Genomic DNA, 23,304 nt, shown 5'->3' with positions numbered 1-23,304 from the left:
CAGGGGCGTGCCTGTCACCATACTCGTCACATTGCCGTGGACTCGCCTCACAGGAGAAGGCGCATTGCCTCCAGTGCCTGCAAATCCTTCCGACGCCGCGCCGGTCCTGCTGGTCCAGCTTTCAGACAGCCATCTGTTCGCTGAGCCCGACGGTCGCCTGCTGGGCATGGATACTGCCGACAGTCTGAGTCAGGTGGTCCGCCTCGTGCGCGACGAGCAGACGGACATCGGCCTGGTGCTGGCCACCGGCGATCTCTCGCAGGATGGCTCCCTGGAGTCCTACCAGCGTTTTCGCGACATTACCGCGCCAATAGCGGCGCCAATCCGCTGGTTTCCCGGCAATCATGATGAACTGGACTCGATGCGTGCTGCGGCAGCCGGCACGGACCTGCTGGACCCGGTGATCGACCTGGGTGCCTGGCGGGTGATCCTGCTGGACTCCACCATCTCAGGCGCTGTGCCGGGGCAGGTGACCGACGATCAGGTCGCGCTGCTCGAACGCGCCATCGAGGACGCCCCCAGCAAGCATCTGCTGATCAGCTTCCATCACCATCCGGTACCCATCGGCAGCCTGTGGATGGACCGCATCGGCATCTACAACCCTGAAAAACTCTTCGCCGTGCTGGATCGTTATCCGAACGTGCGCTGCCTGCTTTGGGGGCATGTGCATCAGGAAATCGACCGGATGCGCGGCGATGTCCGCCTGCTCGCCTCGCCTTCCACCTGCGTGCAGTTCACGCCGGGCAGCGAGGACTTCTGCGTCGACAGCCCCGCGCCTGGCTACCGCTGGTTGCGCCTGTATCCCGACGGTTTGCTGGAGACGGGTGTGTCGCGTGTGACCGGCATCGACTTCGAAGTCGACTACAGCGTCAAGGGTTACTGAGGCCGGGCCTGCCGTGTCGGGCCGCGCGCCAGTCGCCGTCTGCGGCGCTATCCACTTGCGGCATGCCGCTTGCAGCTTGTAGCCTCCCGGCCCATGACTGCATTCCTCTATATTCACGGATTCAACAGCTCCCCCGCCTCGCAGAAGGCGCGGCAGTTCATGGCTGCAATGGAACACCTGGGCCTGGCCGGCCAGGTGCGGATCCCAGAGCTGCATCACCATCCACGCCAGGCATTGGTCCAGTTGGAGTCGGCGCTCGCCGAACTCGACCGGCCTCTGCTGATCGGCAGTTCGCTGGGCGGTTACTATGCGACGGCGCTGGCGGAGCGCTATGGCCTGAAGGCCGTGCTGATCAACCCGGCGGTAGCGCCACACAGGCTGTTCGACGGCCAGCTCGGTCCGCAGACCAACTACTATAGCGGCGATACCTGGGAACTGACGCACGACCACGTACAGGCCCTGGCCGAGCTTGAGGTGCCGGCGCCAACCGATGGCGCGCGCTACCAGGTGTGGCTACAGACCGCAGATGAAACCCTCGACTATCGCGCCGCCGAGCGTTATTACCGCGCTTGCGTCCTGCGCATCCAGGCGGGTGGCGATCACAGTTTCCAGCGTTTCGTCAGCCAGTTGCCGGCGCTTCTGGCATTCGCCGGTATACCCTCCGGCCAGTGGCGCGACGTAGACTTCTCGACCTTTGAACGAATTTCTTCTGACTAAGTAGGGACCCCATGGCCCAGCAGAACGCCTATACCGCAGAAGCCATCGAAGTCCTTTCCGGCCTCGATCCGGTGCGCAAGCGCCCGGGGATGTATACCGACACGACGCGCCCGAACCACCTGGCACAGGAAGTCATCGACAATAGCGTCGACGAAGCGCTGGCCGGCCACGCCAGGAGCGTGCAGGTGATCCTCCATGAGGACAACTCGCTGGAAGTGATCGACGATGGCCGCGGCATGCCGGTGGATATCCACCCGGAAGAGGGGGTGCCGGGTGTCGAGCTGATCCTCACCAAGCTGCATGCCGGTGGCAAGTTCTCCAACAAGAACTACCAGTTCTCCGGCGGCCTGCACGGTGTGGGCATCTCGGTGGTGAACGCGCTGTCGACCACGGTGGAGGTGCGGGTCAAGCGCGACGGCAACGAGTACCGCATGACTTTCGCCGATGGCTTCAAGTCCAGCGATCTCGAAATCGTCGGCACCGTGGGCAAGCGCAACACCGGCACGACCGTGCGCTTCTGGCCGGACGCGAAGTACTTCGATTCGCACAAGTTCTCCGTCAGCCGCCTCAAGCATGTGCTCAAGGCCAAGGCCGTTCTGTGCCCGGGCCTGCTGGTCACATTCGAGGACAAGTCCAGCGGCGAGCGTGTGGAATGGCACTACGAGGACGGCCTGCGCTCGTATCTGGTCGACTCGGTTTCCGAGCACCTGCGCCTGCCCGACGAGCCGTTCTGTGGCGCGCTGGCCGGCAACAAGGAGGCGGTGGACTGGGCCCTGCTGTGGCTTCCCGAGGGCGGTGAGTCGCTGCAGGAAAGCTACGTCAACCTGATTCCCACCGCTCAGGGCGGTACCCACGTCAACGGGCTGCGCCAGGGCCTGCTGGATGCGATGCGCGAGTTCTGCGAATTCCGCAATCTGCTGCCGCGCGGCGTGAAACTGGCCCCGGAAGACGTCTGGGAACGCATCGCCTTCGTCCTCTCGATGAAGCTGCAGGAGCCGCAGTTCTCCGGGCAGACCAAGGAGCGCCTGTCCTCGCGCGAGGCGGCGGCGTTCGTTTCGGGCGTGGTCAAGGACGCCTTCAGCCTGTGGCTCAACGCGCACCCTGAACTTGGCCTGCAACTGGCGGAACTGGCCATCAGCAACGCCGGTCGCCGCTTGAAGGCGGGCAAGAAGGTCGAGCGCAAGAAAATCACCCAGGGCCCGGCCCTGCCCGGCAAGCTGGCTGACTGCGCGGGCCAGGACCCGATGCGCGCCGAGCTGTTCCTGGTGGAGGGTGATTCCGCCGGTGGTTCGGCCAAGCAGGCGCGGGACAAGGAGTTCCAGGCGATCATGCCGCTGCGCGGGAAGATCCTGAACACCTGGGAAGTGGATGGTGGTGAAGTGCTGGCCAGGCAGGAAGTCCATGACATCGCCGTCGCCATCGGCGTTGATCCGGGCGCGGCGGACCTGACCCAACTGCGCTACGGCAAGATCTGCATCCTCGCCGATGCCGACTCCGACGGCCTGCACATCGCCACGCTGCTGTGCGCGCTGTTCGTCCGCCACTTCCGCCCGCTGGTGGAGGCTGGCCACGTCTACGTCGCCATGCCGCCGCTGTTCCGTATCGACCTGGGCAAGGAAGTCTTCTACGCCCTGGACGAGGCCGAGCGCGACGGCATCCTCGACCGCCTGGCCGCCGAGAAGCGCCGCGGCAAACCGCAGGTCACCCGATTCAAGGGGCTGGGCGAGATGAACCCGCCACAATTGCGTGAGACCACGATGGATCCGAACACCCGTCGCCTCGTGCAACTGACCCTGGACGACACCGAAGGCACTGTGGAAATCATGGATATGCTGCTGGCCAAGAAGCGTGCTGGCGACCGCAAATCCTGGCTGGAAACCAAGGGCAACCTGGCGGAGGTGTTCGCCTGATGCGCTGGCTGCCGGCCGCTTTGGGCCTGTTTGCCGGCCTCGCTCTGGCCGACCCGGCGCCCACGGCGGTACCGAACACCCTGCAGTTCATCTCCGAGCACCCGGTGGAAGGCATGCCCCGTGGCAACCTTTCCGGGCTGGCGCAATGTGGCGATGAGCTATGGGCCGTTTCCGACCGCGACGACGACCGCATCTACCGTATGCTCGCCGACGAATCGCCGGGCAGTGTCTGGCAGGCAACGCCGGAAGCCTTTGTGGTCTCCGGCGCGCCTGACAGCGGGCTGTCCTGGGGCATGCGCACGCGGGTGCTGGCAAGCGGCCTGGTACGCGGTGGAGCGCTGGACTTCGAAGGCATCAGTTGCGACAAGGCTGGCAATCGCTATGTGGTGAGCGAGGCCTATGCTGGCGTGCTGCTGGTGCCGGTGACGGGCGATCCGGCCTGGTTGCCGTTGCCGCAAAGCCTGCTGCGCCAGGCTCGCGCCAGTGGCCTGCTGATGAGCTTCAACGCGTTGTATGAAGGGCTGACCATCGATCCAGACGGCAAGACCCTGTGGCTGGCGGCCGAACGCCAGCGCCGGGGACTGCTCCGTGTGCGCAACGAAAATGGCACCTGGAAGTGCGACGGCAACTGCGTGCTGCTCAGCGAGGGTGGCGTGGCGATGCCGCCGCCGGAGCTGGGGAGCGAGCGCGCACTGCCGATCGATTTTTCCGACCTGGCTCTGTACAAGGGTAAGCTGTTCACCCTGGAGCGCCTGGCGCACCAGATATGCCGGCGCGATGCCGGCACGGGCGCGCAGGAACAATGCTGGTCGTTCGCCGCCGGAGCGCTGGCGCCGGAGCGTCGCTACGACCTGCCGTATGGCGTCGCCGAGGCTCTGATCGTCGACGACAAGGGCGCCTGGATCGGCCTGGACAACGGTGAGCGGGCGCGCGCCGATGGTGATGCGCGTCCCTTCGTGTTGCGCTTCGCCGCACCGGTCGGCGGTTGGCTTGGTGGCAAATGAGCGACGCGACTCCGGGGCGGCGGTTGGGCAAGGTCATGATGTTTCTCGCCTGGGGCGCGGGCATCCTGCTGGCGACCCACTACTTCGGTGCCTGGGAGAAGCGGCAGAACAATCCCAATCAGCAGCCGGAGTCCGTCCACGGCGCCGGTTATGTCGAGGTGCGGCTGCTCGGCAACCGTGCCGGCCACTATGTGGTCGACGGCCGTATCAACGGCCAGCCGGTGACCTTCATGCTCGACACCGGTGCCACCCAGGTGGCTATCCCGCAGGAGCTGGCCCGGAACCTGGGCTTGGCCCGTGGCGCGCCGGTCACCCTGAATACGGCCAACGGTCGCAGCGAGGGCTGGCGTACGCGCCTGTCGCAGCTGGACCTTGGCGACATCCGCCTGAACGATGTGTCCGCGCTGGTCGCGCCGGGCATGGAGGGCGACGAGGTGTTGCTCGGCATGAGCGCCCTCAAACAACTCGATTTCACCCAGCAGGGCGGCACCCTGGTGCTGCGCCAGAATTCTTCACCGTGAGGCCCGCATGAGCGAAACCCTCGATCTGAGTCTGGAAGGCGTGGAGCGCCGGTCACTGGCCGACTTCACCGAACAGGCTTATCTGAACTACTCCATGTACGTGATCATGGACCGTGCCCTGCCGCATATCGGCGACGGCCTCAAGCCCGTGCAGCGGCGCATCGTCTACGCCATGAGTGAACTGGGCCTGGACGCGGATGCCAAGCACAAGAAGTCGGCGCGTACCGTCGGCGACGTGCTCGGCAAGTATCACCCCCACGGCGATTTGGCCTGCTACGAAGCGATGGTGCTGATGGCCCAGCCATTCTCCTATCGCTATCCGCTGGTGGATGGCCAGGGCAACTGGGGTGCGCCGGACGATCCCAAATCCTTCGCCGCCATGCGTTACACCGAGGCGCGTCTGTCGCGCTATGCCGAAACCCTGCTGTCCGAGTTGGGCCAGGGCACGGCGGACTGGGTGCCGAACTTCGATGGCACGCTGGAGGAACCAGCGGTGCTGCCGGCGCGCCTGCCCAACCTGCTGCTCAACGGCACCACCGGCATCGCCGTGGGCATGGCGACCGACATCCCGCCGCACAACCTGCGCGAAGTGGCAGCCGCCTGCATTCGCCTGCTCGACCAGCCGGACGCCACCGTCGGCGACCTGATCGAGCACGTACCGGGCCCGGATTTCCCCACCGAGGCGGAAATCATCACCCCGCGAGCGGACCTGCAAAAGATCTACGAAACCGGCCGTGGCTCGGTGCGCATGCGCGCCGTGTACCGTGTGGAGGACGGCGACATCGTGGTCACCGCGCTGCCGCACCAGGTTTCCGGTGCCAAGGTGCTGGAGCAGATCGCCGGCCAGATGCAGGCCAAGAAGCTGCCGATGGTGGCCGACCTGCGCGATGAGTCGGACCACGAGAACCCGACCCGTATCGTCATCATTCCTCGCTCCAACCGCGTGGACGTCGAAGAGCTGATGACCCACCTGTTCGCCACCACCGACCTGGAAAGCTCGTACCGGGTGAACATGAACGTCATCGGCCTGGACGGCAAACCCCAGGTCAAGGACCTGCGCCAGGTACTCAGCGAGTGGCTGAGCTACCGCACCGACACCGTGCGCCGTCGCCTGCAGTTCCGTCTGGACAAGGTCGAGCGCCGCCTGCACCTGTTGGAGGGCTTGCTGGTCGCGTTCCTCAATCTCGACGAAGTCATCCATATCATCCGCACCGAGGATCAGCCAAAGCCGGTCCTGATGCAGCGTTTCGAGCTGTCCGAACTGCAGGCCGACTACATCCTCGATACCCGCCTGCGTCAGTTGGCGCGCCTGGAAGAGATGAAAATCCGTGGCGAGCAGGAGGAACTGGCCAAGGAGCGCGCCAAGCTGCTGGCGATCCTCGGCTCCAACGCCAAGCTGCGCAAGCTGGTGCGTGACGAGCTGCTGGCCGACGCCGAAACCTACGGAGACGACCGCCGTTCGCCCATCGTCGCCCGCGCCGAAGCCCGTGCTCTGTCGGAAACCGAGCTGATGCCGACCGAGCCGGTGACTGTCGTGCTGTCCGAGAAGGGCTGGGTACGTTGCGCCAAGGGACACGACATCGATGCCACTGGCTTGTCGTACAAGGCCGGCGATGGTTTCAAGGCGGCGGCGCCGGGGCGTTCGAACCAGTATGCGGTGTTCATCGACTCCACCGGCCGCAGCTATTCGCTGGCGGCCCACAGCCTGCCGTCGGCTCGCGGCCAGGGCGAGCCGCTGACCGGGAGGCTGACGCCGCCGCCGGGGGCGACCTTCGAGAGGGTCCTGCTGCCCGAAGATAGCGCGCTGTACGTGCTGGCCTCCGATGCCGGTTATGGCTTCGTCGCCAAGGGCGAGGACATGCAGGCCAAGAACAAGGCCGGCAAGGCGCTGCTCAGCCTGCCCAATGGCGCGCAGGTGATGGAGCCGCGGCCAGTGACCGATGTGGAGCAGGACTGGCTCGCGGCGGTCACGACCGAAGGGCGGCTGCTGCTGTTCAAGGTCGCCGATCTGCCGCAACTGGCCAAGGGCAAGGGCAACAAGATCATCAGCGTTCCGGGCGATCGCGTTGCCAGTCGCGAAGAGTACCTGACCGACCTTGCGGTATTGCCGTCCGGCGCCACCCTGGTGTTGCAGGCCGGCAAGCGCACGCTCTCGCTCAAGGGGGACGATCTGGAGCATTACAAGGGCGAGCGGGGCCGCCGGGGCAATAAACTGCCGCGCGGTTTCCAGCGCGTGGACAGTCTGCTGGTAGAATCACTGTCTCAGGATTGAAACGCGAGCCGATACATTCTGGCTCTGGAGCTGCGGCGCTGGTTGAGGGATGATACGTCCCTTTCACGACCGGCGCCGTGGCGCGTCGTCCTTGTTTACCCGAAATGTTTGATGTAGCGCCGATCTTCGGCGAATGACGGTGATGCACGATGAGCGCTTTGCGCGTCTTGGCATGTCTTTCCCTCGTCAGCCTGCTCGGGCTGGCGGGTTGCACAGTGAATCGACCGACCCAACTGTATCAATTGGATGCAGGTGCCGCGTCGGTTCCGACCCGCGAAAATGGCGTCGCTGTGCTTCTCGGTCCGGTATCCCTGGCCGATTATCTGAAGCGCGAGACAATGGTTCAGCGCCAGGCTGATGGCATTCTCAATCTTTCCACCGAAGCCCGTTGGGCGGGAAGTCTGGAAACCAACGTCAGCCAGCAACTGCTGCGTCTGCTCTCAGGGCAGCTCGACAGCACCCGCCTGGCCTTGTTCCCGGAGAAGCCCGGCTTTACGCCGCAGGTGCAGGTCATGCTGACCATCAGCCGGCTGGATTCCGGCCCGAAGGAGCCGGCCGTGCTGGAAGCTCGCTGGCGCCTGCTCGATCAGAAAGGCGAGTTGCGCGATAGCCGTGTGTTCCGCGAAGAAGAAGCACATTCGGGGAGTATTCAGGATCAGGTTCGTGCCCAGGGCGACCTGCTGCGCAAGCTGTCGGTGCAACTGGCCAAGGATGTTCGCCCGGTGGCCACGGCAGTCGCCGAGCAGCAGGCTGCGCCGGCACGCAAGCCGGTGGTGAGCAATTCCGAGCAGGCAGCCAAGCCTAAGGAAGAGGGGCCCAAGATTCCGCTGGTAGTGCCGATCCGGACCGATGTCGAGGTCTACCGTTTCTGATCCGCATACGGCCCGGGAATCCACACCCGGGCCGTTTCGTATGGGCCCGCGGGGCCTCGCAGCTTGACATCTTCTTGACGCCCATCGTGGTATCTAGGGCGCCGTTTGCAGGTCTCGATTGCACGGAACTCCTTCCGTAGCGCGCCTGCCAGGGGCCCGACGTGTCGTCGTCATTTCCAGTTTCTCTATCCGGTCAGACAGATACCTCGCTGACCCGGCAGGCGCTGTACATTGCCCTGGCGGTGTTCGTGCTCTGTTTACTGGGCGCGCACGGAACGGCGGTGGTGGGTTTCGACTCGCGCTTCGTGCTTTTCGCCAAGGAGATGTTGCGCCACGGCCCCGGTGTCTTTCCGACCACCTATGGCGAGCCCTATCCGGACTATCCGGCCACTTCGACTTTCCTGACCTACCTGCTTTCGCTGCCGTTCGGCCGGGTCGACCTGTTCACCGCCTGGCTGCCCACGGCGCTGGCATCGGGCCTCATCGCCGGACTGACTTACCGACTCGCCGCCGCCATCTCCAGGTCATGGGGGCTGCTGAGCCTCGCTATGCTGTTGCTGACTGCTACCTTCCTCAGCGAAGCGCGCGCGGTGTCGCTCGATCAGATGGTCGCAGCGGTGGGATTGCTTGCCTTCTTCATTGCCTTCAACGCACAGCGCTACTCCATGCAGGGCCTGCTGGTGCGCCTGCTTTTGCTGCTGCTCCTCGGCTTCGCGCTGCGTGGGCCACTGGGTCTGGTAGTGCCGGCAGGCATGGTCTGCAGTCAGCTTCTGCTGGATCGCAACTGGCGCTGGCTGGCGGTCTTCTCGGGCAGTGCGTTGGCGCTGCTGTTGGCGTGCAGCGCGCTGCTGCTCGTGGCGGCACGCAGTATCGGCGGCGAAGGGTTCGTCGGGGACGTGCTGCGCATGCAGGTGACGGGCCGCCTGGATGGTAGCGCCGGGGCCAGCGATGCGCTGTATTACTTCCGCAGTTCGCTGGGCAACTACGCCCTGGCCTTCCCCCTGGCCATACCCGCCCTCGCGCTTCTTTGGCGCCGGCGGGATGATCCTGCGGCGCGCCTGGTTGCAGGCTGCGCCCTGGCGGCGCTGGTGGTGATGGCCGGTCTCTCGTTGCCGCAGGCGAAGAAGGCGCGCTACATCCTGGCGATGGCGCCGCTGGCGGCGATCATAGCGACCTACCCGTTCCATGTGAGCGGCCAACGCCTGGCGGCACTGCTGCGCGGACTGATCCAGGGAATCTGGCTGGTTCTTCCGGGGCTACTGATGCTGGGTATCTGGCTTGGCTGGCGGCGTTATCCACAGGTACTGCAACCACTGACCGAGCGCGTCGTGCTCTGTGCGCTGTGGCTGGTGCTGCTGCAACTCCTTGCCCTTTCCCGCCTGTACTGGCGCAACTGGCGCGCCGAAGGGCTGGCGCTGGGGGCGGCACTGGCGCTCTGGGGCAGCTACATCATGGTGATCGAGCCGGCAGAGCAGCGACTCTACGATAGCCGCGAGTTTTCCCTGGCGGTGGACGCCGTAGTGGCCGCGAAGCCGGCGCCGCTGGTGCTTTATGGCATGGGACGCGATGCGCGGGCGATCAAGTTCATGGTCAATCTCGAACATGACGCCCAGCCGTTGTTCGCCGGCTCGCCCGATCAACTGGCAAGCCTGTCGGCGCCTTACTACCTGATGCTGGATGAGAAGCTCGCGATCCACTTGAAGAACACCTATCCGGCCCTGGGAGCAGCCTTGTTCACGGGGCGTTTCGACAACGACCGTTACTGCCTGCTGCGCGTTGATGACGCCGGCGTTTTCAACTCCATACGATGAAGTCACTGTTACTCGCCCTGGGCCTTGGATTGCTGCTGTGCGGCTGCCAGGGCTCGGATAGCCACGAGCAGATTGCTCACGACCAGGCGTTCTTTCGCCAGCACCCGATACCGTCATTGAAAATGACGGCGACCTCGGGGAGTTTTGTCCTGCCGCTACTGCCGGACACCCAGTTCTATGCCGAGAACAATCACCGGGAGTTGCGGCTGTTCCGCACCAACGAACGCTATTCCGGCTTACCGTACGAGCCGGCGCTGGCATTCTTCGCGCAGACCACCTGGCTGGCCAGGAATGCCGCGGCCCTGCAGGTTCCGATGGTTGTGCACCTTGGTGACGTGGTGCAGAACGCCGGCACGCTGACCCAGTGGCAGATCGCAAGCGGTGCGATGCGCGTGCTGGAGGAGGGCGGGGTACCCTACAGCATCATGAGTGGCGATCGCGACATTCACGGCGCTACCACGCCGGACGACGAGCGCTCCTTCCGCGACCGCTTCAAGGATCACTTCGGGCCGCAGCGTGCCGCCTGGCAGAGCACCTACGGCGGTAGCGATCCCTTGGGCCTCAGCCAGTTCCACCTGTTCCGCATGCATGAGCAGCCGTTCCTGCTGCTGGCGCTGGACTGGAGCCCGTCCCGTGGGACGCTCGCCTGGGCGCAGCAGGTCATCGACGAACATCCTCATGTGCCGGTAATACTCGCTTCGCACAACATCCTGTATCGCAAGGGTAGCGAGTCGCCGCAGCTCTCCCGCGAGGGCAATGAGAGCGGGCCCCTGCTCTGGGAACAGCTTATTCGCCGCAACGATCAGATATTCCTCACAGTCAGTGGCCACGTCGAAGGCTCGGCCCATGCGCGCATGCTCAATGATCTTGGCCATAGCGTGGATATGGTAATGGTCGACTACCAGGACGAGTACCTGGGGGGGAATGGCCTGCTGCAATTGCTGGAGTTCGACCTGCGGCGCAACCGTATCGATGCGCTGTCGGTGTCGCCCTGGGTTCTGTGGAAGCGGCAGGTGTATCCCCGGGCATTCAAGAGTTGCGCTTCGGATCAGTCACTGCGCGGTTGTGACCAGTTGTTCCCTGCGCCGTCTTCCGGCTGGGACAACCGCTTCCGCATAGACATAGATTTCCGAGCGCGCTTTGCCGGCTTCCAGGGCTATGTCGCGCAATTGCCGGAGGCTGAAGCGCAGGAGGCGTCATTGCTGGAGCAGCTTCAGGAGCAGCTCGAATCAGCCGCGCGGACGCAGCCAGCGGCGCAGCGCGATGCCGCCAAGGGCGACGCCAAGGCTGGGAAGCCAGACCCAGCGCACCTCTGAGAGCAGCACTTCAGCGCCCCTGGGGCTGAGGAAGCGCGACAGGCCGATGGGCGAAACCTCGATTGGATGCAGCGGCAGGAAATAGCGCTGATCGCGCCACGGCCAGAGCCAGGCGACACCTAATCCGCCGTCGGTCATGGCATCCAGCAGGCTGTGAGAGGCGGTTGCCAGTGCTATCCACATACCAGCCTTCAGCGCGCGGCAGTCGAATACCCGGGCGATTGCGGCGCCGAGTGCGCCCAGGATGGCCGCGAACAGCAGTGAATGACTGAATCCGCGGTGCCCCAGAGCGTCCTGGTAGGCGATGCCCAGCTTGAAGGCAACCACGTCCAGGTCGGGTAGGCAGGCCGCGAACATGCCGGCGAGCAGCAGGCGTGGAGGGACTACTCGGCTCCCGAGAGCCAGGCCGACAGCCAGCACCGGCAACGGGTGAGTGATCAGGGTGGTCACGGAATCCGTTCCGCCTCGGGGGCGCGTGGCCCCAGGCTCAGTTGGTGCGCAGGGCGCGCATGCGCGAGAGCTGGCGCTCCAGCATCGACGGGTAGGGTTCTTTCAGCCATTCGACGCAGCAGGCGTTCTCGGGGCTGGCGATGGGGCGAATGCGTGCCCGCTCACGGACTTGCTCATCGTCGCCGATGGCGCGCTCCACAAGGAGCAGGTTGCGGCTGTGCTGGCTGAGAGCGAGGGCATTCTGTACCGCCGACTCTTCCAGCAATTGCACTTGCTCGAGATCAGCGATGTCCTCACCAAGGGTCAGGCCCAGTTGCAATTGCAGGGTGATGCCGCTATCGGCGACCTCGATCTGCAGGGCATGGCCCAGAGCCCGCATCAGTTCACCGCAGCACAGTGCGTTGGTGAGGTACTCGTCGTCCTGGTCGCGGCTGTGGAAGAGAATAAGGCTGCCGCCATCATTCAGGGTGTGCAGCGTGCCCTTGTACAGGCGAGCCGCCTGCTCCAGGCAGCCGCGGTAACGCTCCAGCAGATCTACAAGCCGCGCGCGCGGCAGGCGGCGAAGCTGCTCCTGGGCACCCAGTTGTACGGCTAGTACGGCGCTGGCGCCAGACGATAGAGGCTCCGGTTCGGCTTCCTCGTCGAATGCTTCCGCATGTGCCTGCCCGAAGTCTGCGTCGGACAGATCGGCATCGTCGTCGGCTTGCTGCCGGGCAGCAGGGGCAGGTAGTTCGTCGTCGGAGAAGATGTTCTCGTCGAAGATGTCTTCGTGCTCATCCAGCGGTGAGCGCTCGTCGAGCATGGGCTCCCGCGCCGAGGCTGGCTGACGGGCGGCCGGGGACGCCGCGACGATCGGCTCGGGTTCTGGTGCCGGCGGCTTCTCCGGCACCAGGCGCGACTGGAGCTGACGGGCCAGGTCGCCGATCTCGTTCTGCAGGCCGGCACCGGGAGCAGGGTCGTCCGGGTCGCGCAGCCAGACACGCAGTTGCAGCAGCGGAGTGGAGATGTGACGGCCCAGGCGCAAGCTCAGTGTCAGCGTCAGCAGCAGCAGAATCAGGCTGATCAGCCCCATGCTCTGCAGGCTGACGGTCATCGGTTGTTCGAACTGGTGCATGTCCAGGCTGATGCGCAGGTGGCCGGCGATCACTTCCTGAAAGGTGATGGGGGTCGAATACAATCCCTCCGCGTCGCCCAGCAGGCTCTGCTTGGGACGCGTGCCCGCCTCGGCGAGGATGCGGTTGTCCACGCTGTAGATCGCCGCGTGGGCCACCAGCGGGTTCTTGGTGAGGTTGTTGAGCAGCACGTTGAGGCTGAGGATGTCGTTGGACACCAGTAGCTCGGTTGCTGACGACGCTGTCTGGGTGGTGAGGCTCTGTCCCAGGGCGTCGGCCTGCTGCTGCATGGCCTGCTTGAACTGCATGCCCATGACCCAGGCGTAGATCACCAATGCGGCGGCGACCAGCAGCAGGCTGTGGATGGCGATCTTCAGAGCGATCGGCACACGGCGCTGACGCAGGGCATGGAACAGCAGCAGGAAGAAATTATCGGGCTTGACGGAGGTGGGCCGGGTCACAGCGGGCTCGGTCTTCAACAGGGTAGATGCGGGGCAGTATAACGGTGCCCTCTGGAGGGGCAAAGCGCCGTAGGCCTTGTCAACGCGGCGAAAGTCGGCATCGATGGGTGGGGCGAGTCCTAATCCGATCGACGGTGGCACTGCTCGGAGCCGGCGGGCGGGGCGCCCGCTACGGCTGAAAGCAGGTAGAATGTCGGCCTTTTTTACATGGCGGAGACAGCGCCTTGCGCGAAATCGTCCTGATCAACATCACCGGGGAAGATCGCCCCGGCCTCACCGCAGCCATCACCGGCGTTCTGGCCCAGGGTGGCGTGAACATCCTCGATATCGGCCAGGCGGTGATCCATGACACGCTGTCGTTCGGCATCCTGGTCGAGATCCCGGATACCGAACGGGCCTCCTCGGTGCTCAAGGACGTGTTGTTCACGGCCTACAAGCTCGACCAGCAGGTGCGCTTCACTCCCGTTTCGGAAGATGACTACCGACAGTGGGTCGGTGGTCAGGGCAAGCCTCGCCATATCGTGACGCTGCTGACACGTCGAGTGACCGCCGAGCAGTTGCAGCGGGTCAGTTCGATCACTGCCAAGTACGGTCTGAACATCGATCAGATCGACCGTCTGTCCGGCCGTATGCCGCTTGACATGCCGGCTGACGAGGGCAAGGGCTGCATCGAGTTCTCGGTCCGCGGCGAGCCCGCCGATCCGGTCGCGCTGCGCGCCGAGTTTCTCAGCGTTGCCCAGGAATTGAACGTAGATATCGCCTTCCAGCAGGATTCCGTATTCCGTCGCAATCGCCGGCTGGCGGTGTTCGACATGGATTCGACGCTGATCGAGGCTGAAGTGATCGACGAACTGGCGAAGGCTGCCGGCGTTGGCGAGAAGGTCGCGGAGATCACCGAGCGCGCGATGCGCGGCGAGCTGGATTTCCGCGCCAGCTTCAAGGAGCGTCTGGCGCTTCTGCAGGGGCTTTCCGAGGATGTGCTGGAGGAAATCGGTGCCTCGCTGCGTCTGACCGAAGGCGCCGAGACGCTGTTCGCCGAACTCAAGCGCCTGGGCTACAAGACTGCGATCCTGTCGGGCGGCTTCAGCTATTTCGCCAGGCAACTGCAGGCCAGGCTGGGTATCGACTATGTGTTTGCCAATGAGCTGCAGATAGTCGACGGCAAACTGACCGGCGTGGCCATCGAGCCGATCGTCGACGCCCAGCGCAAGGCCGACCTGCTACGCGAACTGGCAGCAAAAGAAGGGCTGCAGCTCGAGCAGACCATCGCCGTAGGCGACGGAGCCAACGACCTGCCGATGCTCGGCCTGGCTGGCCTGGGCGTGGCGTTCCGCGCCAAGCCGTTGGTCAAGCAGTCGGCCAAGCAGGCCATTTCCACGCTGGGACTGGATGGCATTCTCTACCTGCTAGGCTTCCGCGACCGCGAAGGCGTTGATGGACGCTGATCTCCATCAACATGAAAAAAGCCGCCCCAGGGCGGCTTTTTCCTTTCTGTGGATCACTCTTCCGAGGCGAAGTCGTAGTCCATAGCCTGACTTGGGCCTTGCAGGTAGTGGCCCTGGATGTAGTTGGCTCCGGCCTGCCAGAGCGTCGCCAGGGCGCTCGCGCTTTCTACCATCGGCACGATGGTGAGTTTGGCCTGGGCGTGCAGGCTGGCCATCAGGGTCTTCAGGTTTTCCTGGTTTTCCGCACTGCCCAGGTCCTGCACATAGGAGCCATCGACCTTCACGAAGTCGACATTCATGTGCTTGAGCGTATTGAACGGATTCAGTGCACAGCCGAACTGGCACAGGGCGACCTGGCAGTGCAGCTCGGCGAGCCCCTGGCTGAGCGCCTTGGCCTGCTTCAGGTAGCTGATTGCGTCCGGCTCGTTGATCTGGAGGATCAGTGCGTCAGCCGGCAGGCGCGCCGCCTTCAGCGCCACGCTGAGCCAGGGCAGCAACTCCGCGTCCTGCAGGCTGGGGCCGGAAAGGTGTACGAAGAGCTTGGTCTCATGCCCCTTGGCGCGGTGCTCGGCCAGCAGCTTGATGGAGTTGAGCAGTACCCAGCGGTCGATCTTTTCTGCCAACCCACCGGACTTGGCGGCAGCGAGGAAGTCTGCCGGCGGTACTTCCTGGCCTTGGGGGTTGAGCAGGCGCAGCAGTACTTCGTAATGCTCGTGGGTATCGCCGCGCAGGCTGATGATCGGCTGGAAGAGCAGGCGGAAGCTGTTCTGTTCCAGTGCCTGGCGAATGATTGCCAGGGTATCGCCGCGATTGGCTGCGGCGGCCAGTTCGTCGGCCGGATCGTAGAGCTTCAGGCCATTCCCGCCATTCTGCGCGATCTCGTCGGCGCTGCGGTGGGCGCGCTCGATGACGTCCTGCGCGCGCGTGGTCTTCTCGTCGAGGCCGGCAACGCCGATGGAGAGCGTGACCTGGGCGGTACGTCCGTGGATGTCGAACAGATGTCCTTCGATCTTCTTCAGCAGGTTGCCCAGCAACGGCTTGATCTGCTCGGGAGCCTGGCCCGGCAGCAGCACGGCGAATACGTCGTCACTGAAACGAGCGAGCTGGGCGTCCTGCGGGAAGTGGCTGCGCAGCAGGTTGCCGAGGTCAGCGAGCAGCAGGTCGATACTGGCGACGCCGAGGTTCAACTGCAGCGTCTGGGCGCGATCGAGCAGCATGTAGGCGAAGCTCGCCGGCTGGCTTGCCGTCACGGCGCGCTCGACGGCTCCGTCCATCAGGTCGAGGAAATGGCCGCGGTTGAACAGGCCGGTGACCAGGTCCTGGCTGCTGACTTCGCGCAGCTTTTCTTCAAGCTGGGCGTTGTCGGTTTCCGCGCGGATCACTACCTGGATGCACGGCTCGCCATCGTAGGTGGCGGGCGAGAAGGACATGCGTGCCCCGAATGCCTGTCCGTCGATCCTGATACCGCTGCAGGCCAGTTCGGCACTGTCCTCGGTGGTCTGGTAGCCCTTGAGGAAGTCCTTGAAGGTCGCCTGGTCGCAGCCGGCGATCAGGTCGATCATCGGCATGCCTTCCAGTTCCTCTGCGTCGTCGTAGCCGAACAGGTCGACGTAGGCGCGGTTGGCATAAATGTGCATGCCGTCGTGCACGTAGGTGATGGCGTCGACCGAACTGTCCAGCAACAACTGGCAGCGTTTTTCGGCTTCGCGCAGGGCGACTTCGGCGGCGCGGCGCGAGCGGCGCTCTTCGAGGTTGGCCAGCTCGCGGTTGGCGACCAGGATCAGGCGCTCGTCTTCACCTTGCGGCAGCGCGTCCTGGGCGCCCAGGGCCAGCGCTTCGGTCACCGAATCGGATTCATTGTCGGCAACGAGCTGAATGAACGGGATGTCCTTGGCCTGGCGGCGAATAGTGCCGAGGGCGTCGCTGGGGGACATGGCGCTGCTGTCGGGCGAGGCGATCAGCAGGTCCCACCCCTGCGGAAGGATCTCGATGAGGTCTTCACTGGAAGTGATGCGGTGGACGCGAGTGGCGCGGCCGGCATTGCGGAACAGGCTGACCAGGCGCTCGGCTTCGTTCTGCGAGTCTTCCAGGATCAGCAGGCGGATCGTTTTCTTTTCATTGGCCATGAGTAAGGCTGCTTATACCGCGCTGGACGGCAGCAAATAGGCGATGAATGGATATTCGGTCGAATCTACAGAGACTTCCAGAGTGAGTCAAAGTCTTCCTCCCCGCCGCTGCCGCGGGTGTTTGGCGCTGTGACCGGCTTATCGTTAGCCGGCGCCACGGGGTCCTGTGCACGGTATTCGAACTGCGTGAAGCTGCCGGTTGCGGTGATCTTGCGGGAAAGCGTCGCGCGGCGCTCTTCGCCGTGCAGGTTGATCTGCACGCGGTTGCCTTCCTGGAACGGAAGGCGAGGGGTGATGACAGTGGCCGGCCTGGAAATCGCGGAGATTTCCGGCAGCAGCAATGCCCGCAGATACTGGCTGCTCTGTTCGGTCTTGCGCAGCAGTTGCAGGCCGCAGGGCTGGGCCAGCGGAGCGATCAGTTCGATGCCCATCTGTGTGCCGCCGCCGCGTACCTGGCGAATCCAGCGCACCACGGCGATGCTCCAACTATGCTCCGGCGTGTCCTGGATGCCCAGCAGCTCGCCGGCCTGGAGCTGGTTGGGAATTTCCTTCGGCCAGGTCAGGCAATAGCCGCCGGGGCTGTGGTTGACGATCGGCAAGGTGAAGACCGGGTAGTCATCGCTGGGCGACTCGGCGATGGCCCGGGAGCCGTCGGCAGGTGTGTGCGGGGTGTATTCGATTTCTTCCAGCGGCATGCCGGGTTGCCAGTCATTCACCTTCTGGGCGTCGAAGGCGCCGGACCAGGCGTCCTTGACGTCGGCCTTGAAGGCGGGAACCTGGGTATCCAGTTGTATCCTGAGCACGTCGGCGAAGTTCTGCCGGCCAGCGAGAAAGTAGTGCAGGGCGCTCATGCCGATACAGACGATGAGCTGCCCCTGGCCGGGGGTGCGCTGGAAGGTCCGCTCGGCGATGTCGCCCCAGGCGGCGGCGAGGTGCTGCAGCAGATCGACGGTGATGCCGTCGGCCACTTTCAGGCGCGCCTGGGCGCGGCTTTCCGCTGGCAGTAGCAGGTACTCCTTGATCTGGTCGACCAGCGGCTGCGGGTCGACTCCCACGCAACTGTGCAGGTCGCTTTCCTTGAACAGCGTGCGGTAGCGCGGCGGTCCGTCTACCTGGGGCGCGATGACGAACAGGGTCGAAGGTGCGTCGGCCGACTGGATGCGCACCTGCGCGGTCCAGCCTTCGAGCGCTTCCGCCAGGCGGGCGATATTGTTCTGGCGCATCTGGTTGCAACGCGCCGAGCCGAGCATCAGCGCTACCAGGTAGGACTGCTCGATGCTCAGCCCTTCCGGCTGGCGGGCCAGGGAGTCGCGGATTGCGATGTTCTGCAGGCCGTGCTGGCGGGCCAGTTGGTACAGTTGATGAAGCTCAAGCCAGAGCCCTTCCGGCACCGGGCAGTATAGTTGCGAGGCTCGCACCAGCGGCCCGCACAAGGCGCGGATGGCGCGCTGGATGGAGGCGGCCAGCAACTGCGCGCGCTCGCGGGAAGTCCGCGGTGCCTCGCGCACGACGATGAGTTTGTAGCCGATGGCCAAGTGGTTCTGCAGCGCTTGGCAGAGATTTGCCACCTTGCGCGGACGCTCGTCGAGGACGATGGACTGGTTGAGGAAATGCCGCTCCAGGTGCTGGCAGACGAACTGCACTTCCGGGCGGAACAGTTCCAGCAACTGCAGGCGTGCTTCCACCGGAAGCTTCAACTGGTTCAGCTCGATCAGCCCCTGATAGAGCTGCCGGGCCGTTTCGCCCAGGTTGGCTTTTGGCAGATGGTCCAGCCAGTATTTCAGCTCGCGCGGGTTGGCATTGCAGAAGCTAAGGCTTTCGTGCGTCGGGGTGGGGACGCGCAGAAACTGCTGGGGACTGTTGTCCATGGTTGGATCAGGTTCTCCACAATCTGGGCCGTTTGGCGGACCGACCGGTCATCACGCTCGGCTTTTTCCGAACTCTAGCAGCATCCGTCGCGCCCCGCAGCCCATCGCTGGGTTGGTGCGCTATCGAGTCACGGCCGAGGCGTTTCGCCCTTGAGCTGGCGGAGCAGGGCGTTGCTCGCGGAGTCCTGCGGCGTCACGCGGACCCAGCCGTCCCCCTGGGCGATCACCGCGTGCGCAGCCCAGTTCAGCAGGTCCTGGCGGCGGCACGACCCGGTGTTGCCCTTGCCTGCCCCGGCGACCACCTTGTAGATCAGTTGGTCCTGGCGCGTGCGCTTGCCGGGGTGGTCATCGATCACCTGGCGCACGGCCCAGGCATTGCCGCTCTGGGCGTTGCTGTAGCAGGCGCCGAGCAGGATGTCGTCCAGCCCCAGACGCTGGGATTGCGCGTGTCGCTGGGCGAGTTGGAGGATTTTCAGCAGATCGTCGAACTGCACATCGATGAATGAATCCATCTTGCGCAGCGCGTGGTAGAGGTCTTCCGGAGCGGGGCCGCTGGGCAGCCTGGGTGCTTCGGGCAGGCGCGCAAGCGGCGCCGGATAGCGGCGCCACGGGAACAGACCGTTGAACAGAACGGCGACGGCTAGGATCAGTACCACGTTCAGCAGTACCGGGCTGAGCACGTAGTGGAAGCCCAGCGCGGCGATTGCCGGCCCGCCCGAGACCGCCGCCAGCGCCGTTGCGCCCCCGGGCGGATGGATGCAGCGCGCATAGTGCATGACCAGGATCGCAATGCCGACTGCCAGCGCGGGGGTGAAGGGGTGGTCAGGGAGGAGCTTCTGGCAGGTCACGCCGACCAGGGCCGAAAGCACCTGCCCGCCAAGTACCGCCCAGGGCTGGGACAGCGCGCCGTGCGGTACGGCGAACAGCAGGACGGCGCTGGCGCCCATCGAGGCGACGACCCAGAGCGCCGCTTCGCTGGGCAGCAGCCAGTGGGTCACGGCATAGATCACGGCGATTGCGCAGAGTGCGCCGATGGCGGAGAGCCATTTTTCCAGGTGGCTGGTGGCGTTCGCGCGCCAGCCCATGAGATGCAGGAAGCGTTTCATGGTGAGACAGCAAGGCAGTAAGCGAGGAGCGTGGCGGGCGGCTCATGGGCCGCCCGCCTGATTATGGTCGGGGCGATCAGCCCTGGCGGGCTCCACCCAGGCGCTGGCCCATGCGCACCGGGCTGGTGGCGGAGAGGTTTTCGGCCCAGCTCACCTGCTCGGGGCCGAACAGCACTATGGCGGTCGAACCCAGTTTGAAGCGGCCCAGCTCGGCGCCTTTCTCTAGGTGGATCGGGGCGCGGGCGGCTTCGTCGTAGGAGAAGCTCTTCAACTCGCGCTTGGGCGGCGTGACCAGGCCGGCCCAGACCGTTTCGATGGAGGCGACGATCATCGCACCGACCAGCACCACGGCCATCGGCCCGCGCTCGGTATCGAAGATGCACACCACGCGTTCGTTGCGGGCGAACAGTTCCGGTACCTGCTCGGCGGTCAGTTGGTTCACCGAGAACAGGCGGCCCGGGACGTAGACCATCTCGCGCAGGGTGCCGGCCAGCGGCATGTGCACGCGGTGGTAGTCCTTGGGCGACAGGTAGACGGTGGCGAACTCGCCTCCCATGAAGGGCGCGGCGCGCTCGGCGTCGCCGCCCAGCAGTTCCATCAGGCTGTAGCTGTGGCCCTTGGCCTGGAACACGCGGCCATGCTCGATCGGGCCGAGCTGGCTGATCGCGCCGTCGGCGGGGCAGAGCACACTGTCGGCGGCCTCATCCAGCGGACGGGCACCATCCTTGAGGGCGCGGGTGAAGAAGGCGTTGAAGTGCTCGTAGGCAGCCAGGTCTTCGACCTGCGCTTCGCGCATGTCGACCTGATAACGCCGGGCGAACCAGGGAATCAGGCGGTTCTTGAACCAGGGGGCGCGGCACTCGGCGGCGCAGCCGATCAGGCGCGACAGCAGGTGATGCGGCAGCAGGTACTGGCTGAGGATGAACAGACGATCTTTGAACGACATTCCTTAAACCTCTACAGGGGTGTCGGGGTGGTTGCCCCATTCCGACCAGGAGCCAGCGTAGCCTTTCACGCGCGGATAGCCGAGGGCCTTGGCCACCAGGTAGGTGAAGCCGGAACGGTGGTGGGTCTGGCAGTGAGTGATCACTTCCTTGTCAGGAGTGATGCCCAGGTTCTGGAGAATCTGCGGCATATCGGTGCGGATGCGCAGCGCGCGCGCCGGGTCCATGCCTGCGGTCCACTCGAAGTTGATTGCGCCGGGGATGTGCCCGCCCCTGGCGGCGAGGACTTTCTGCCCACTGTATTCGCTGGGGTTGCGTGCGTCCCAGATGGCCAGGTCGGCTGCGCCCAGGCGGCTCTGCAGGTACTCGCGGGTGGCAGTGGGGGCATCGTCCAGCGTCAGCGGCAGCGGGCCGCCGGCAGGGGAGGGGGCGTCCTGGCTCAGCGGCAGGCCATCGGCGATCCAGGCGTGCAGGCCGCCGTCGAGATAGTGGTAGCGGTGATGTCCGATCACATCGAGCAGCCAGATGAAGCGCCCCGCCCAACCACCGCCTTCGTCGTCGTACACCACGTAGACGGCATCAGGGTTGTGGCCCAGTTCGCCGAACAGCGCTTCGAGGTCGGCCTTGGCCGGCAGCAGGCCGGGGGCCGGCGTGCCGCCCATCTGGGTGCGCGCCGGGGCGACGAAGCGGGCGCCGGGGATGTGGCCTTCGGCATAGCGTGCGGCGCTGGTCAGGTCGACCAGGATCAGTTCGGCGGCTTCGAGGCGGCCGGCGAGGTCGGCGGGCTCGATGACCAGGGGCAGTGTGGAGAAGGCGGACATGTCGGAGTCTCCCGGTACGGTGGGTGGCCCACCGTGATGATGGAAGAGGCGGCGTGAGCTGGCGGCCCTGGGCTACCCGTTGCGCGGCGATAGTCTAAAGGGAACGCAGTGTACCGGAAACGGGACGGGTCAGGATGCGCTGCGGGACATCTGCCGGATGGCCTGCTCGATACACTGGGCGGTGCGGCCGAATGCCTGGGCATGCAGGTCGCCCAGCGGCTGGCCGTTGCGGTCGGCGGCGAGCAGCATCACCACCCGGTTGCCGTTGCCCAGCGAGCGCAGCAGCAGGTGTTCGCTGGGCAACTGGGTTTTCAGCGCGCCGGGCAGCACGGCCGAGAACTCCGCCATGCTCGCCGGGCCGAGGCGCAACTGTGCGGGCTGTTGCATCAGCCTGCGCAGCAGCGGGCTGGCGGAAATCTGCAGCTTCAGCTCGCCGGCCTGCTCCGGCAGCCCGAAGTGCCGGCGGACCTGCAGCCATTCCTGGCCGCGGTCGGTGAGCAGGATCAGGCCGCGCTGCAGTCCGCAGGCTTGCAGCGCGGCGGCGGCGGTGTCGAGCAACTGCACGGCGTTGCCGAATGGCGTTGGGTTCTGCAGCAGGCGCGTGCAGTGCTGGCGCCATTGCGCGAGTGTGTCGGGTGCGCTGGGCGCGGGCTCTGCAGCGATGCTGCCCCAGCGGCGTGTGTCCCACGGCCAGAGCAGCGCCTGGGCCGGGTGCCAGAGCCGAGGGCGGGAGTGGCGCCGTGCGCTCTGTGCGGCGAGGCCGTGGATCTGCTGTTGCAGTTCGTCCAGCGGCATCTGCAGGTAGAGTCCAGTCAGGCGTTGCCAGCGCAGCATGTGCGGGCCGTTCCAGGACTGATGCGCGGCCATCGCCAGGCTGTTGGCCAGCAAGATGGTGTTCGCCGGCCGGGTCAGCCAGCGCGCCAGTTCGGGGTCGGCGTCCAGGCGCTGCTGCTGTCCCAGCGGCTCGGATTCGGTGTGGGCGACGTGCAGGGCGCGGACCAGCAGGCGACGGTCGTCACTGAGCAGGGTGAAGCCCTGGCCGATCCAGTCGGGCAGCCGCCAGCGCTCGGCCAGCGCCCGGCATAGCGGCAGCAGGCGCATGCCCAGCAGCTCCTGCTCGACCTCTGCGCTACTACGGCCCTGGGCGAAGACTTGCCGTTGCCAGGTTTCCAGCAACTCCGGCCGCGCCGTTGCCAGAGCCCACAGCGGCGCGAGAGCGAACAGGCTGCCCCAGTGGATTTCCTGCCACAGGCGTGCCAGGCGGTTGGCAAACAGGCCGCTGGCCTGCTGCATGGCGTGGCGGCTGATCAGCAGCAATTGGCTGAGCGCGCGTGGCATTTGCGCCTCGGGCTGGCTCGGCAGCTGCTCCAGCAGATTGGTGACGCGCGCAAGCCCAAGGCGATTGAGTGCGACTTCCAGGCTTTCCGCCGGATTGTCGCGGGCGCTTTCGGCGCGGTTGGCCTCGCGCAGGATGGCCAGCGCCAGGGTCGGGCAGTCCTGCAGCAGGTCGGAGATGTCGCGGATCGAGCGGCGGCTGTCGCCCAACGCGTGGCGAATTCGCTGGTTCTGCTCCTGCGGGACGGGCAGTGGCAGCTCTTCCAGCAGGGAGAGCCAGGCCGCAAGACGCTCTGGATTGGGCACTGGGTTGGGCATGCGTAGGGCGCC

18 protein-coding genes are annotated in these 23,304 nt (G+C 65.3%); 10 read left to right on the top strand and 8 right to left on the bottom strand.

What is annotated here, in order from left to right:
* Nucleotides 1-64 precede the first annotated feature (64 nt).
* The 9 genes from cpdA (at nt 65) to OU419_RS25720 (ending at nt 11,306) form a co-directional block, all read left to right on the top strand.
* Nucleotides 65-883: a 3',5'-cyclic-AMP phosphodiesterase gene (gene cpdA, locus OU419_RS25760; RefSeq protein ID WP_254472254.1), complete on the top strand. Its 819-nt coding sequence runs from the start codon at nt 65-67 to the stop codon at nt 881-883.
* A gap of 93 nt (nt 884-976) precedes the next feature.
* Nucleotides 977-1,600: a YqiA/YcfP family alpha/beta fold hydrolase gene (locus OU419_RS25755; protein WP_254472255.1), complete on the top strand. Its 624-nt coding sequence runs from the start codon at nt 977-979 to the stop codon at nt 1,598-1,600.
* Nucleotides 1,601-1,611: 11 nt separating this feature from the next.
* A complete protein-coding gene (gene parE, locus OU419_RS25750) occupies nt 1,612-3,510 on the top strand; it encodes a DNA topoisomerase IV subunit B (RefSeq protein WP_254472256.1) in 1,899 nt (632 codons plus the stop codon).
* Nucleotides 3,510-4,514: an esterase-like activity of phytase family protein gene (locus OU419_RS25745; protein ID WP_254472257.1), complete on the top strand. Its 1,005-nt coding sequence runs from the start codon at nt 3,510-3,512 to the stop codon at nt 4,512-4,514. The genes parE and OU419_RS25745 overlap by 1 nt, the downstream gene beginning before the upstream one ends.
* Nucleotides 4,511-5,035: a retropepsin-like aspartic protease family protein gene (locus OU419_RS25740; protein ID WP_254472258.1), complete on the top strand. Its 525-nt coding sequence runs from the start codon at nt 4,511-4,513 to the stop codon at nt 5,033-5,035. The genes OU419_RS25745 and OU419_RS25740 overlap by 4 nt, the downstream gene beginning before the upstream one ends.
* A gap of 7 nt (nt 5,036-5,042) precedes the next feature.
* Nucleotides 5,043-7,307: a DNA topoisomerase IV subunit A gene (parC, locus tag OU419_RS25735; RefSeq protein ID WP_254472259.1), complete on the top strand. Its 2,265-nt coding sequence runs from the start codon at nt 5,043-5,045 to the stop codon at nt 7,305-7,307.
* A 149-nt stretch (nt 7,308-7,456) separates the two neighbouring features.
* Nucleotides 7,457-8,179: a PqiC family protein gene (locus OU419_RS25730; RefSeq protein WP_254472260.1), complete on the top strand. Its 723-nt coding sequence runs from the start codon at nt 7,457-7,459 to the stop codon at nt 8,177-8,179.
* Between the two features lie 161 nt (nt 8,180-8,340).
* A complete protein-coding gene (locus OU419_RS25725; protein WP_254472261.1) occupies nt 8,341-9,990 on the top strand; it encodes an ArnT family glycosyltransferase in 1,650 nt (549 codons plus the stop codon).
* Nucleotides 9,987-11,306, top strand: coding sequence for a metallophosphoesterase family protein (locus OU419_RS25720; protein ID WP_254472262.1), 1,320 nt, complete (start codon nt 9,987-9,989; stop codon nt 11,304-11,306). Before OU419_RS25725 ends, OU419_RS25720 begins: the two co-directional genes overlap by 4 nt.
* Here OU419_RS25720 and OU419_RS25715 read toward each other — a convergent pair.
* A complete protein-coding gene (locus OU419_RS25715; RefSeq protein ID WP_254472263.1) occupies nt 11,220-11,756 on the bottom strand; it encodes a metal-dependent hydrolase in 537 nt (178 codons plus the stop codon). The genes OU419_RS25720 and OU419_RS25715 overlap by 87 nt on opposite strands.
* Nucleotides 11,757-11,793: 37 nt before the next feature.
* Nucleotides 11,794-13,329: an AhpA/YtjB family protein gene (locus tag OU419_RS25710; protein WP_254472264.1), complete on the bottom strand. Its 1,536-nt coding sequence runs from the start codon at nt 13,327-13,329 to the stop codon at nt 11,794-11,796.
* A 224-nt stretch (nt 13,330-13,553) separates the two neighbouring features.
* Here OU419_RS25710 and serB point away from each other — a divergent pair, with 224 nt between their 5' ends.
* Nucleotides 13,554-14,774 (top strand): phosphoserine phosphatase SerB, encoded by a 1,221-nt coding sequence (serB, locus tag OU419_RS25705; protein WP_254472265.1) that lies wholly within the window; start codon nt 13,554-13,556, stop codon nt 14,772-14,774.
* Between the two features lie 53 nt (nt 14,775-14,827).
* On the opposite strand, the gene OU419_RS25700 is transcribed toward serB, so the two are convergent.
* From OU419_RS25700 to OU419_RS25675, 6 genes are all read right to left on the bottom strand, one after another.
* Complete coding sequence (locus OU419_RS25700) at nt 14,828-16,900, bottom strand: EAL domain-containing response regulator (RefSeq protein ID WP_254472266.1); 2,073 nt, start codon at nt 16,898-16,900, stop codon at nt 14,828-14,830.
* Between the two features lie 65 nt (nt 16,901-16,965).
* A complete protein-coding gene (locus OU419_RS25695; RefSeq protein ID WP_254472267.1) occupies nt 16,966-18,768 on the bottom strand; it encodes a molecular chaperone in 1,803 nt (600 codons plus the stop codon).
* A gap of 128 nt (nt 18,769-18,896) precedes the next feature.
* Nucleotides 18,897-19,874 carry an HPP family protein gene (locus OU419_RS25690; RefSeq protein WP_254472268.1) on the bottom strand — a complete coding sequence of 326 codons (978 nt, stop codon included), beginning with the start codon at nt 19,872-19,874 and terminating at the stop codon, nt 18,897-18,899.
* 76 nt (nt 19,875-19,950) lie between these two features.
* Nucleotides 19,951-20,820, bottom strand: a complete 870-nt coding sequence (asd, locus tag OU419_RS25685; protein WP_254472269.1) for an archaetidylserine decarboxylase — start codon at nt 20,818-20,820, stop codon at nt 19,951-19,953.
* A gap of 3 nt (nt 20,821-20,823) precedes the next feature.
* Nucleotides 20,824-21,639: a thiosulfate sulfurtransferase gene (gene rhdA / locus OU419_RS25680; protein WP_254472270.1), complete on the bottom strand. Its 816-nt coding sequence runs from the start codon at nt 21,637-21,639 to the stop codon at nt 20,824-20,826.
* Nucleotides 21,640-21,768: 129 nt separating this feature from the next.
* Nucleotides 21,769-23,292 (bottom strand): HDOD domain-containing protein, encoded by a 1,524-nt coding sequence (locus OU419_RS25675; RefSeq protein WP_254472271.1) that lies wholly within the window; start codon nt 23,290-23,292, stop codon nt 21,769-21,771.
* Between the last annotated feature and the right edge of the window lie 12 nt (nt 23,293-23,304).

Origin of the sequence: Pseudomonas triclosanedens (genome assembly GCF_026686735.1) — a bacterium.
Classification (GTDB): domain Bacteria; phylum Pseudomonadota; class Gammaproteobacteria; order Pseudomonadales; family Pseudomonadaceae; genus Pseudomonas; species Pseudomonas triclosanedens.
Note: the sequence above shows the minus strand (reverse complement) of the source record. Positions and strands in the feature narration are given on the sequence as shown.